Annotated in this window: 8 protein-coding genes and 1 pseudogene; 5 read left to right on the plus strand and 4 right to left on the minus strand. The window is 63.9% G+C overall.

Annotated features, from left to right (window positions below; translation table 11 throughout):
• Positions 1–13: 13 nt before the first annotated feature.
• Complete coding sequence (locus CXQ80_RS03285) at positions 14–940, minus strand: FecR domain-containing protein (RefSeq protein ID WP_101316448.1); 927 nt, start codon at positions 938–940, stop codon at positions 14–16.
• A 190-nt stretch (positions 941–1,130) separates the two neighbouring features.
• Between CXQ80_RS03285 and CXQ80_RS03290 the strand changes: the two genes are divergently transcribed.
• Entirely contained in the window at positions 1,131–2,345 is a 1,215-nt protein-coding gene (locus CXQ80_RS03290) for an MFS transporter (protein ID WP_101316450.1), read from the plus strand.
• Positions 2,346–2,707: 362 nt separating this feature from the next.
• A complete protein-coding gene (locus CXQ80_RS03300) occupies positions 2,708–3,868 on the plus strand; it encodes an MFS transporter (RefSeq protein WP_101316455.1) in 1,161 nt (386 codons plus the stop codon).
• A 15-nt stretch (positions 3,869–3,883) separates the two neighbouring features.
• On the opposite strand, the gene CXQ80_RS03305 is transcribed toward CXQ80_RS03300, so the two are convergent.
• From CXQ80_RS03305 to CXQ80_RS03315, 3 genes are all read right to left on the minus strand, one after another.
• Entirely contained in the window at positions 3,884–6,343 is a 2,460-nt protein-coding gene (locus CXQ80_RS03305) for a TonB-dependent receptor (RefSeq protein WP_101316457.1), read from the minus strand.
• A 95-nt stretch (positions 6,344–6,438) separates the two neighbouring features.
• Positions 6,439–7,395, minus strand: a complete 957-nt coding sequence (locus CXQ80_RS03310) for a FecR domain-containing protein (RefSeq protein WP_101316459.1) — start codon at positions 7,393–7,395, stop codon at positions 6,439–6,441.
• Entirely contained in the window at positions 7,382–7,897 is a 516-nt protein-coding gene (locus CXQ80_RS03315) for a sigma-70 family RNA polymerase sigma factor (RefSeq protein ID WP_101316461.1), read from the minus strand. Before CXQ80_RS03315 ends, CXQ80_RS03310 begins: the two co-directional genes overlap by 14 nt.
• Before the next feature lie 126 nt (positions 7,898–8,023).
• Here CXQ80_RS03315 and CXQ80_RS03320 point away from each other — a divergent pair, with 126 nt between their 5' ends.
• The 3 genes and pseudogenes from CXQ80_RS03320 to CXQ80_RS03330 all read left to right on the plus strand — a co-directional run bounded on the left by CXQ80_RS03320 (position 8,024) and on the right by CXQ80_RS03330 (position 12,046).
• The gene (locus CXQ80_RS03320; protein ID WP_101316464.1) at positions 8,024–8,656 is read left to right on the plus strand and encodes a DNA-3-methyladenine glycosylase; all 633 of its coding nucleotides are present in this window, start codon (positions 8,024–8,026) and stop codon (positions 8,654–8,656) included.
• Between the two features lie 128 nt (positions 8,657–8,784).
• A pseudogene (gene ada / locus CXQ80_RS03325) lies at positions 8,785–9,588 on the plus strand (bifunctional DNA-binding transcriptional regulator/O6-methylguanine-DNA methyltransferase Ada); the annotation flags it as partial.
• A 55-nt stretch (positions 9,589–9,643) separates the two neighbouring features.
• Entirely contained in the window at positions 9,644–12,046 is a 2,403-nt protein-coding gene (locus CXQ80_RS03330) for a DUF3772 domain-containing protein (protein ID WP_101316468.1), read from the plus strand.
• Positions 12,047–12,050: the final 4 nt, after the last annotated feature.

Below are 12,050 nucleotides of genomic sequence, written 5' to 3' on the forward strand. Positions count from 1 at the left end.
TGCACGTGCGGTTTTAGCGGGCGATCAGCCACTGGCCGAACAGGCTATACAGCTGCAATTGCTGCTCGGCGGCGAGCTGATCGAGGCTGGCCTGGGCGCGGTCGAGGTTGAAATCACCGCTGACCCGGCGATAAGCGGTTTGCTCATCCATCAGCCAGACGCGCTGGCCTTGATAGCCGGCCAGGCGCTCGAGCACGCTGGCCAGGGGCTGATCCTTGACCTGCAAGTGCCCGCTGCGCCAGGCCTCGACGCGCTGCACGTCGATTTTTTGCACAGGGTCGATGCGCTGTTCAGTGAAGGTTACCCGTTCGCCGGCCGAGAGCAGGCGTTGATCGCCGCCTTGAATGATCATGGCTTTGCCGTTGAGCACGACCAGTTCGTCACGCTGGCTGCTGCGGGCGATCATCAGGCGAGTGCCGTAGACCTGAATGCGCGCCTGGCCGACCTGCACTTCCAGGGCGCGGCCATCGAGCACCACTTCGAGCGAAACCTGACCTTGCACCAGTTGCAACTGGCGGGTGCGCCCACGCAGGTCGGCGTTCATCGCGCTGGCGCTGTCCAGGTGCATCGTTGAACCGTCTGCCAGGCGCACACTGCGGCGCTCGCCGCTGGCGGTGTGCAGTTCACTGGCCAGGCGCTGCATCAATGGCCAATACAGATAGGCAAGGGCGGCGAGGATCAACAGAAACAGCGCGGCGAGGGTTTTGCCGAGATAGCTGCGGCGGGTTTTCAACTGACGCGGGCGCGGCCTTGCCGGGGGAGGCGTGAGTTGCTGCCAGTAGGCTTCCAGTTCAGCGTAGGCGCGGGCGTTGGCTGGGTCCTGCTGCTGCCACGTGGCGAACGCCTGCCGCTGCTGCTCATCGCAACCTGGCTGACGGAGCATGGAAAACCACTCCAGTGCCTCGCGATCGGCGTCGGGCGTGGGCTGCTGGGCGGGCATTGGGTTCATTGATCGGTCTGCTCGCAGGTGAGGCGGAAGCGGCGAAAGGGAGTGGGGCAATGTGCCATGGATGCTAATTATATTGAGAACCATTTACAAGCGCGTGTCGGACCGATGGTAAAAAAGCTAGCTATGTGTCGATTTGTTTCCCGATAATCGGATCCCAAACCCGCGGACGGATGTCGAGCCCATGGCCATCAGCAGTTCTCAAACCACCTCCAGCGCAACTACGGCTTCAGGTGCCAACCCTCTGGTGATGCGCATCATCGGCTTCTGTGCGCTGGCGCACCTGATCAACGACCTGATCCAGGCCGTGCTGCCGGCGATCTACCCAATGCTCAAGGCCAATTACAACTTGAGCTTCGCCCAGATCGGCCTGATCACTCTGACGTTCCAGATCACTGCGTCACTGTTGCAGCCGTGGGTGGGCTTTTTCACCGACAAGCGGCCGACGCCGAATCTGCTACCTCTGGGCACCCTGTGCACCTTGGTCGGGATCGTGATGCTGGCATTTGTTGGCAGCTTCCCGATGATTCTGGTGGCTTCGGCGCTGGTCGGCATCGGTTCGTCAGCATTCCACCCCGAGACATCGCGGATTGCCCGGTTGGCTTCGGGTGGGCGCTTTGGCCTGGCCCAGTCGACCTTCCAGGTCGGCGGTAATGCCGGCTCGGCGCTGGGCCCGCTGCTGGCAGCAGCGATCGTCATTCCGTTCGGCCAGACCCATGTCGCCTGGTTCGGCCTGGCTGGCTTGTTCTTCTTCGGCGTAACCCTGCTGCTGCGCCGCTGGTACAAGGAGCACCTCAACCAGGCCAAGGCGCGCAAGGCGGTAGAAGCGACCCATGGCCTGTCGCGCCAGCGCGTGATTGGCGCATTGGTGGTGTTGGGCTTGCTGGTGTTCTCCAAGTACTTCTACATGGCCAGCTTCACCAGCTATTTCACCTTCTACCTGATCGAAAAGTTCGACGTTTCGGTGGCCAGCTCGCAGTTGCACCTGTTCCTGTTCCTTGGCGCGGTGGCGGCGGGGACGTTCTTTGGTGGGCCGATTGGCGACCGCTTCGGGCGCAAGGCGGTGATCTGGTTCTCGATTCTCGGTGTGGCGCCGTTCACCCTGGCGCTGCCGTACGCCGATCAGTTCTGGACCACCATCCTCAGTGTGGTGATCGGCTTTATCCTCGCTTCGGCATTCTCGGCCATCGTCGTTTACGCCCAAGAGCTGGTGCCGGGCAATGTTGGCATGATCGCCGGGATCTTCTTCGGCCTGATGTTCGGCTTTGGCGGCATCGGTGCGGCGCTGCTGGGCTACGTGGCCGACCTGCGCGGGATCGAATACGTGTATGCGCTTTGTTCGTATCTGCCGCTGTTTGGCCTGCTGGCAATATTGCTGCCGTCTACCGGCAAACGTTAAAAGAGCGTGGAGCTGCAGCCCAGCTCCACGCAGATTGACGCGCTCGCCAGCCTTGGCCTAGAGTGCCGCTTCCTCTTTACCTGCGTAGTCGATGCAATGCGCCGTAGTCAGCGTCTCCTCCAAGCCCTTCAGCCTGCAGCCCAGGCCTGTCGGCGTGCCTGGCCGAGCGACACGGTGCTCAAGCGGCGGCGCAGCGTGCTGTTTGCCTTCACCTTCTCGCCACACCTTGCCCTGAACTGATTCGCGCCGCTGCGACCAGCGCCCATTGCGCCTGGCCATGGGCGCCTGTGTGCAGTCATTTTTCAGGGTTATCAGCCGACGCGGCCGCAGGTGCCGCCGTGCCGGCATGCAAGGAGTGGGTAATGAACATGCGTTTGCTGGCGGGCCTTCTGTTCGCCGTATCGGTCGTGGGTTTCAGCCTCGGGGCGAGCCTGCCGCTGGTGTCGTTGCGGCTGCAGGACAGCGGTGCCAACACCCTGCAGATCGGCATCATGGCGGCGATACCGGCGGCGGGGATGATGCTCTCGGCGTTTCTGGTCGATGCCTGCTGCCGCTACCTGACCCGACGCACCATCTATTTGCTGTGCTTCAGCTTGTGCGCGCTGTCCATCGGCCTGTTGGAGTGGGCGTTCTCATCGATCTGGCTGCTGGCCCTGTTGCGACTGGGGCTTGGCCTGGGCATGGGGATCGCCATCATTCTGGGTGAATCGTGGGTCAACGAGCTTTGCCCGGAGCACAACCGCGGCAAGATCATGGCGCTGTACGCCACCAGTTTTACCGGCTTTCAGGTCCTTGGCCCGGCGATGCTGGCGCTGGTCGGCGCGCATAGCCCGTGGATCACCGGGGTGGTCACGGCCTGCTATGGCCTGGCCCTGCTGTGCATCGTATTGACCGTACCCAACGACCACGTCGAACACGCTGAAGAAGACGACAAGAGCTTTACCCTGGCGGGTTTCTTCCGGGTCGCACCGGCGCTGTGTGTGGCGGTGCTGTTCTTCTCGTTCTTCGATGCGGTGGTGCTGTCGTTGCTGCCGGTGTATGCCACCAGTCATGGCTTTGCCGTGGCCGTGGCGGCGCTGATGGTGACCGTGGTGTTTGCCGGCGACATGCTGTTCCAGCTGCCGCTGGGCTGGTTGGCGGATCGGGTCGAGCGCACCGGCCTGCATTTGCTGTGCGGAGTGGTAGCAATGCTGATCGGTATTGGCCTGCCGTGGTTGCTGCAGATGAGCTGGCTGTTATGGCCGATGCTGGTGCTGCTGGGCGCAGTGGCTGGCGGCATCTACACCTTGGCGCTGGTGCTGATCGGCCAGCGCTTCAGGGGCCGCGACCTGGTCACGGCCAATGCCAGCGTCGGCCTGCTGTGGGGCGTCGGCAGCCTGATCGGACCGCTGCTCAGCGGCGCCGCGATGGGCGCCGCACCGCATGGCCTGCCGATGGCGCTGGCACTGATGGCAGGGCTGTTCGTGTGCTTTGCTCGGCAGTCGTACCGCCGCGCCGGCAAGCTCAAGGCAGCCGCCGAGTAAGCGCTCGGCGAAGGCTCAGAAGCTGCCGCGCAGGGTCACCGAGACGTTGCGCGGATCACCCCAGTAATAGCCGGTTGGCGTCGGCGCGACCTGGCGGTAGTACTTCTTGTCGAAGATGTTGTTGGCGTTGAGCTGCAGCGAGTACTGCTGGTTGAAGCGGTAGTTGACCATGCCGTTGTACACCGCATAGCCCGCCTGCGACGCTTCGGCAGTGCCATTGCGGTTGTAGATATCGCTCTGCGCCTGCACCCCGCCGCCAATGGTCCACGCCTCCAGCTCGCCCGGCAGGCGGTAGCTGGTGAACAGGCGCAACATGCGCTTGGGGTCGGTAGTACGGATCGGGTTGCCGGTGCTGTTGCTGGTGTCCTTCAGGTACTCGGTGGTGTTGTAGGTATAGCCGCCGCCAACGTTCCAGCCCGGCAGCACCTCGCCGGAAATCTCCAGCTCGAAGCCCTGGCTGCGGTTCTTGCCGGCAGCGACCTTGCAGTAGCCGCTGGTGTAGTTGGGCAGGCACGGGTTAGGCCCGCTGATGTCATCCAGGGCGTTGCCGACCTGATAGATGCGGAAGAATGCCAGCGAGGTATTCAACCGCCCTTCGTAGAACTCACCCTTGATCCCGGTCTCGTAGGCTTCACCAGTAGTCGGCTCGAGCACCGCGCCGCTGACCCCGGTGGCGGTCTGCGGGTTGAAGATCTCGGTGTAGCTGGCGTAGGTGCTGAAGTTGTCGTTGATGTCATAGATCAGCGCGGCATACGGCACGATCTTGTTGTCGACGGCGAACTTGCCGTTGGATTTGACGTTGTTTTCCTGCTCGTAGTCGTACCAGTTGTTGCGCGCACCGATGATCGCCGTCAGCGGCTCGGCCAGCGAAATGCGCCAGGTGGCATAGGCCGCCTGCTGGGTGGTACGGGTGCGCACCGGGTGCGCGAAGATGGTGATATCCGGCTCCGGCAGGCTGGTCTTCGGGTCCCAGTCGCGCAGATCGAACTGCCCCGAGGCGACGTTGTTGGTGGCCGAAGCGTAGGAGTCGTTGCGGATGCGTTCGACGCCGAGCATCAATTCATGGGTGCGACCGAGCAGCTCGAACGGGCCGTTGAGGGTGGCGCTGAGGTTGTTCTGGATGCTCTCGCCGCCATCTCCTTCGGTGACCTGGTAATTCATCAGGTAGGGATTGCTGGTGCCAGTGGGCCGGCTGAAGAAGGTCTGCTTGAAGCCGTGGTCGTCAAGCTCAAAGTGCGTACGCTGGGCCATCAGCTTGAGCTTCCAGTCGTTGTCGAAGCGGTGCTCCAGCTCGGCGAAAGTCTGCAGATTGCTGCGATCCCAGCGGTTCCAGTCCGACCCCAAGTAGGTGCTGCGGCCAAACGGCAGCGGCTTGCCGTCGAAGTCGGCGGGCAGGTTGCCCCAGGCGCCGGTGGCGTCGAGCTTGGTCCATTCCAGGCCGGTGGTCAGCGTGGTGCTGTCGCTGAGGTCGAAGGCGAGTACGCCGTACAGCACCTCTTTGCGCTCCATGCGCGAGTTCTGGAAGTGATCCTTGTCGTCGTGCACGGCAATCATCCGCCCACGTACGTTGCCGGTTTCGGTCAGCGGGCCGGACACATCGGCCACATAGCGCTGGGCATCCCAGCTGCCCAGGGTCACGCTGCCTTCACCCTGAAACTCGGCACTAGGGCGCTTGCGCACCAGGTTGACCGTACCGGACGGGTTGCCGGCACCGCGCAGCATCCCGGTGGCGCCGCGCAGGATCTCGGCGCGGTCGATGATTGCCGAGTCGCTCTGAATAAACGAGCCACCGCCGCTGCCTTGCACCACGGTGGCGCCGTCGTACTGAATGGCGTCGATCGCGTAGCCGCGGGAGTAGTACTGCACGCGCTCGCTGTCGGTCATGTTGACCACCACACCCGGGGTCTGCTCGAGCAGGTTGGTCAGATTGGTGATGTTCTGGTCGTCGATCCGCTGGCGAGTGACCACGGTGACCGATTGCGGGGTGCGGCGGATGCTCTGGGCGGTTTTGCCGATGGTCACCGCGCCGGTGGTGTAGGAGCCGGAATGCTCGGTGGTCTCGCCCAGGCGGTCGCTGGAGATGCTGGTCGCGCCCAGCTCGAGCGCGCCGCCGGCGTCGATTGCCGGGATCAGCAGGAAGCTGCTGGCGCTCTCCTGCTGGACCTGCACGTCACTGCCCTGCAGTACGATCGACAAGGCCTGGGCACTGTCATACCGGCCTTGCACGCCTCGGGTGGTCTTGCCTTGCAGGCTGTTGGCGTCGAACGACAGACTCAGGCCGCCTTGCCGGGCCAACTGGTCCAGTGCGCTGGCCAGCGGGCCGGCGGCGATGTCCCAGTCACGTTGCTGGTTCTGACTGACGGGGGCGGCCTGGACCAGCACGGGTAGAGCGGCGGCGCTCAGGCCGAGGCCGAGCAGGGCGGCCTGGACGGCATGCCGCAGGCGATCGGGGCGGTGGGGACGGCGGTGAATCATGCAGCGCTCCTGGAGATGATCAAGTCCACTTTTCGGGCTTTGTTCCTTCAGGCCGAGCGAGAATGAGATTCCACCTCATTTATTTTCAGTTTTTTTCAGGCCGCACCGATGCTGACCCAGTAGCGTGTGCGGTAGTCGATCCGCACCGGCAGGGTGCGCGCCAGCAGCAACAGAATTTGTTCGGTATCGGCCAATTGGTAGGTACCGGACACCCTCAACCGAGCAACCTCATCTGCACAGCGCAACAGCCCTGGCCGGTAGCGCGACAGCTCGCTGATGAACTCGCCAAGGGGCATCTGCTGCACGCTGAGCACGCCGTCGGTCCAGGCCCAGGGATCGCCATGCAGTTGCACCGCTGACGCGGCGCCAGACATCGACAATTGCACTACCTGGCCCGCCTGCACCTGTCGCAACGGGTTGCTCTGCGAGTCAACAGTGACTGAGCCACGACGCACCGCCAGCAACAAGCCGGCGTCGTTTTCGCGCAACAACAATTGCCCGTTCTGCGTGCTCAGCTGACCCACCCGAGTACTGACGATGAAAGGCCGGTTATCGGCGCCATTGCTGTCCAGCGTCAGTTCGCCACGCAGCAGGCTCAACTGGCGCTGATCGCTGCTGTAGCGCAGGTCGATGGCGCTGGCGGTGTTGAGCTGGATTGTGCTGCCGTCGCTGCCTTGCACCTGGCGTTGCTCGCCGGTGCCGGTACTGCTGTCGGCGAGCAGTGCCTGCAGGCCGAGGGGTTCACGCGCCGCCCAGCCGAGGCTGCCGCCAACCGCCAGCACGGCCATCAGCTTGAGCTGATCGCGGCGGCTGATGCGCTGCCGGCGGCTGCCATCGAGGGTGCGCCGGCTCAAGTCGCTGGGCAGGCCGGCCAGCTCTTCGCTCAGCTCGCTGACCCGTTGCCAGGCCAGGGCATTATGTGGATGGCTGGCAAGCCATTGCTGGAACTGGCGCTGGGTGCGTGCACTTGGCTCGTCGAAACGCAGCTTGACCAGCCAGTCGATGGCCTGATCGACCTGGGCCTGCGCCGGCGTGCGCTCAGAGGTCGGCATAGCGCAACCGGTAGCAGACGCCAAGTGCCTTGGCCAGGTCGCGTTCGATGGTGGCGCGGGAAACCTCCAGGCGCAGGGCGATTTGGGTAATGCTCAAGCCATCCAGCTGTGCCAGCAAAAACGCCTGGCGCACCCGCGGCTTGAGTTGCTGCAGGGCGCGATCCAGGCGTTCGAGGGTATCGAGAATGATCAGCCGGTACTCTTCGCTGGGCGCTTCGCCCTCGGGCAGGCAGGCCAGGCTGTCCTGATAGGCCCGCTCCAGCGCACGGCGGCGAAACTGATCGATCATCAGGCCACGGGCGATGCTGCTCAGATAAGCGCGGGGTTCCTTCAGCGGTGATACCTGGCGTGCCCGCAACAGGCGGACGAAGGTGTCCTGGGCCAGGTCGGCAGCGTTCTCCATGCAGCCGACTCTAGTCCGCAGCCAGCCACGCAGCCAGGCGTGGTGGGTTTGATAGAGCAGATCGACCTCGGACGGCTTGAGCGTGTCGTTCATCTGCATCGGATCAATGGCCCTGAACTGGAGTTATATGCGTTTGTTAATGGTTCTCAATTCTATGGGTGAAGTAGGGTTCAGGTAAAGGCCTGGGCTAAGATGGGCGATCAGGCTCAACACAGGTTTATGCCAATGATTGTGTCCGACCTCAGCGCGGCGGGGCTGCAGCAGGCCAGCGCTCATCTGGCCAGCATTGATGCTGACTGGGCCCGTCATGTTGCGACGATAGGCCCTTGCCTGCATCGCGCTACCCCCGGGCGTGAGCCCTATGAGGCGTTGGTGCGGGCGATTGCCTACCAGCAGTTGCACGCGCGCGCGGCCGAGGCGATCTTGCAGCGGATGCTCGCGTTATACCCGGAGGCGGCGTTTCCCAGCCCTCAGCAGTTGCTGGCGACCACCCCGTTGGCGCTGCGCGGGTGTGGTTTTTCGGCGAACAAGTTGGCCACTGTGCAGGGCATCGCCCAGGCCCGCCTCGACGGCCTGGTGCCAAGCCGGGCCGAGGCGCTGGGTATGGCCGATGACGAATTGATCGAGCGGCTGGTGACGTTGCGTGGGGTCGGCCGCTGGACGGTAGAGATGCTGCTGATCTACTGCCTGGAGCGCTCGGATATCCTTCCGGTCGATGATTTTGGTGTGCGCGAGGGTTATCGGCGCATCAAGGGTCTGGACAAGGCGCCGACGCCTGCGCAGATGCGCGCGTTGGCACTACCCTTGAGCCCCTATCGGACCGCTGCGGCGTGGTATCTGTGGCGTGCGGTAGGCTGACCAGTGGAACAAGCGCAAGAATCGGAGTGAACGCTGGCTGAGGCTCTGCCACGCTTTGCCCATCCCAGCCAGGAGACTGCGACATGCAGCCTGTCGACACTACCAGCGCCCGGCGTACCGCATTGATTGCGCGCGCCTGCCGCCTGATCGAAACCAGTGAGAGCCTGCCCAGCCTTGACCAACTGGCGGCCGAGCTCGCGGTCAGCCGGTTTCATCTGCACCGCCTGTTCAAGGCCGAGACCGGCCTTACCCCCAAGGCTTATGCCTCGGCATTTCGCGCCCAGCGCCTGCGCGAGCGCTTGCAAGGCGAGGCGGCGACCGTGACCGAAGCGCTGTTCGATGCCGGCTACAACTCCAACAGCCGCTTCTACGAAGGCGCCGGCCAACGCCTGGGCATGTTGCCCAAGCAGTACCGCGCACGTGGTGCAGGCGCGACCATTTACTTTGCCGTTGGGCAGTGCGCGCTGGGCGCGATTCTGGTGGCGCAGAGTGCGCGTGGGGTCTGCGCGATATTTCTTGGCGATGACCCTGCGCAGTTGCTCAATGACCTGCAGGATCAGTTCGCCAACGCCGAACTGATCGGTGCAGACAGCCGCTTCGAGCAGTTGATCGCGCAGGTAGTGGGCTTTGTTGAACAACCCGCACTGGGCCTTAACCTGCCGCTGGATGTGCAGGGCACGGCGTTTCAGGAGCGGGTCTGGCAGGCCTTGCGTGAAGTCCCGGCAGGCCAGCGCGTCAGCTATACCGATATCGCCGAGCGCATCGGTGCGCCAAAAGCCGTGCGGGCAGTAGCACTCGCTTGTGCAGCCAACCGCATCGCCGTGGCCATCCCCTGTCATCGGGTCGTTCGCCGTGACGGTGATCTGAGCGGCTACCGCTGGGGAGTTGAGCGTAAACGGCAGTTGCTGGAGCGAGAAACGGCACTTCCCTAAGCCGGCAAGCGGCGTAGAATTCGCCGCCAGCAGAGTCTGTCTATAGGTGATTTCGATGAGGCGTGTAAGCCTTGACCGTTTGTGTGTGGGGTTACTGGCCCTGCTTATGTGGGTGGCGACTCCGGCCTGGTCGGCGGGCGCTACGCCGGTATCGCAACTGCTGGCCGGGGAAATGCCGGCGCTGGAAGAAAACGCCAGCCTGGAGCAGTTGACCGATCGGCTCGACCAGATCCGCCAGGGCGTTACCAGCAATGCCAATGACGACCAGCTGTCACAGCTGCGTCAGGCGGCCATGCAGGTGCAGCGCCAGGCCGATGCGCTGACCACCGTGCGCACCACCGACATTTCTCGCCTGGATGATCAGCTCAAGGTGCTTGGCGATGTGCTGCCCGACGAGGGCGAAAGCATCACCCGCCAGCGCCAGCAGCTCACCAGTGACAAGAAGAAGCTCCTGGCCGAGCAGAAGAACGCCACCCAGCTGACTCAGTCAGCGCGTGACTTGTCGACCCAGATCGTCAACCTGCGCCGCAGCCAGTTCAACTCGCAGGTCACCAGCCGCGCCGCCAGCCCGCTGAGCCCGGCGTTCTGGTCAAGCATGATTCGCCCGACCGACGATGACGTCGCCCGCTTGCAGGCCTTGAAGACCGAGGCCAGTGATGCCCTGGCCAGCGCGCTCAGCCCTGAACACCGCTGGTTGTTCATCGCCAGCCTGGTTGCCGCGCTGCTGGTATGGACATTGGCGCGTTTGCTGGTCGAGCGTCTGCTGGCCGATGCGATGGTCCGTTGGCTGCCTGAAGGCCGCCTGCGCCGCAGCGCCCTGGCGCTGGGCGTCAGCCTGGCCACGCTGGCGACCATTGCCGGTTCGGTGTCGTTGGTGCGCTGGGGGCTGGAGACCAGCGCCGAGCTGGGCGCCGATATCGCCAGCCTGATCAACCACGTGCTGACGCTGGTGGTGTTCAGTGCCTTCATCACCGGCCTGGGCCGGGCCATGCTGATGCTGCAGCGGCCGTCCTGGCGGCTGCCGCCGATTCCCGACGAAGTGGCCAGCGCGCTGGGCTGGTTCCCCAAGGTGCTGGCCGTAGCGCTGATGGTGCTGTTGACCCAGGAGCGGATCAACAGTGTGATTGGCACCAGCCTGGCGTTGACCGTTGCCACCAATGGCCTGACCGCTTTGGTAGTGTCGCTGGTGTTCTTCGCCGCCCTGGTGCGCTACCGCCGCACCCGACGCAAGCACCAGATCGAGCGACCAAGCGGCCTCGCCGGGCTGATCCCGTTCGTGATCGTGGTCTGGGTGTTGCTGATCCTGCTGGCATTGCTGGCGGGCTACCTGACCCTGGCGTACTTCCTCGCGGCGAAAATGCTCTGGATCAGCGTGGTCGTCACCTGCGCCTACCTGCTGGTGACGGTATTCGGCGACCTCTGTGAAACCCTGCTCTCGCCACGCCAGCCTGGTGGTCTGGCGTTGGCTTCGACGCTCGGCTTGAAGCCGCGTCATCAGGCCCAGGCCAGCACTGTTCTGGCTGGTATCGGTCGCACCCTGCTGCTGTTCCTCGCGGCGCTGCTGGCGCTGATGCCGTCCGGCACCAGCCCTAGCGAGCTGCTGATGAGCTTGGCCGATTGGGACGGCAGCGGCGGCAAGGTGCTCGGCAATCTGAACATCGTGCCGCAGGATATTTTCATCGCTGTGGCGATGTTCCTCGGTGGGCTGTTTGCCATTCGTGTGGTCAAGCGCTGGCTGAGCGAGCGTCTGCTGCCCGAGACCGATATGGACGCCGGCATGCGTGCCTCGCTGGTGACCCTGGTCGGCTATCTGGGCTTCCTGTTCCTGGCGATGCTGGTGATGACGACCCTGCGCATCAACCTGACCAGCCTGACCTGGGTGGTCAGTGCGTTGTCGGTGGGTATCGGTTTCGGCCTGCAGCAGATCGTGCAGAACTTCATCTCCGGCCTGATCCTGCTCACCGAGCGCCCGGTCAAGGTCGGCGACTGGGTCAGCCTGGCTGGCGTCGAAGGCGATATCCGCCGGATCAACGTGCGCGCCACCGAGATCCAGATGTCCGACCGTTCGACGGTGATCGTGCCGAATTCGCAGTTCATCTCGCAGAACGTGCGCAACGTGACCATGGGCAATGCGCTGGGCGTGGTTGGTATCACCCTGACCCTGCCGCTGGAAACCGACCCTGATCAGGTGCGCGACCTGCTGATGGCGGCGTACCACGAGCACGAGGCGATTCTGGATGCGCCGGCGCCCTCGGTGACCTTCAAGGACCTTACCGCCAGTGGCATGACGCTGAGCGTCAGCGGCTATGTGGCCAGCCCGCGGCAGGTCTCCGGCACCCGCAGCGACCTGCTGTTCACCGTGCTCGGCCGCTTGCGCGATGCCGACATTCCGCTGTCTTCGCCGCAGAGCATGGTGCTGGTGCAGGAAGCGCCCAAGCCCGCCGACGAACCCGCCTGATCGT

It is taken from the genome of Pseudomonas sp. 02C 26 (assembly GCF_002843585.1).
GTDB classification, from domain to species: Bacteria; Pseudomonadota; Gammaproteobacteria; order Pseudomonadales; family Pseudomonadaceae; genus Aquipseudomonas; species Aquipseudomonas shirazensis.

What these genes read in the sequence shown, in the direction of transcription:
- CXQ80_RS03310 (WP_101316459.1), bottom strand. Translation starts at nt 7,395, where the DNA reads ATGCCGACCTCTGAGCGCACGCCGGCGCAGGCCCAGGTCGATCAGGCC.
- CXQ80_RS03285 (WP_101316448.1), bottom strand. Translation starts at nt 940, where the DNA reads ATGCCCGCCCAGCAGCCCACGCCCGACGCCGATCGCGAGGCACTGGAG.
- CXQ80_RS03320 (WP_101316464.1), top strand. Translation starts at nt 8,024, where the DNA reads ATGATTGTGTCCGACCTCAGCGCGGCGGGGCTGCAGCAGGCCAGCGCT.
- CXQ80_RS03315 (WP_101316461.1), bottom strand. Translation starts at nt 7,897, where the DNA reads ATGCAGATGAACGACACGCTCAAGCCGTCCGAGGTCGATCTGCTCTAT.
- CXQ80_RS03290 (WP_101316450.1), top strand. Translation starts at nt 1,131, where the DNA reads ATGGCCATCAGCAGTTCTCAAACCACCTCCAGCGCAACTACGGCTTCA.
- CXQ80_RS03300 (WP_101316455.1), top strand. Translation starts at nt 2,708, where the DNA reads ATGAACATGCGTTTGCTGGCGGGCCTTCTGTTCGCCGTATCGGTCGTG.
- CXQ80_RS03305 (WP_101316457.1), bottom strand. Translation starts at nt 6,343, where the DNA reads ATGATTCACCGCCGTCCCCACCGCCCCGATCGCCTGCGGCATGCCGTC.
- CXQ80_RS03330 (WP_101316468.1), top strand. Translation starts at nt 9,644, where the DNA reads ATGAGGCGTGTAAGCCTTGACCGTTTGTGTGTGGGGTTACTGGCCCTG.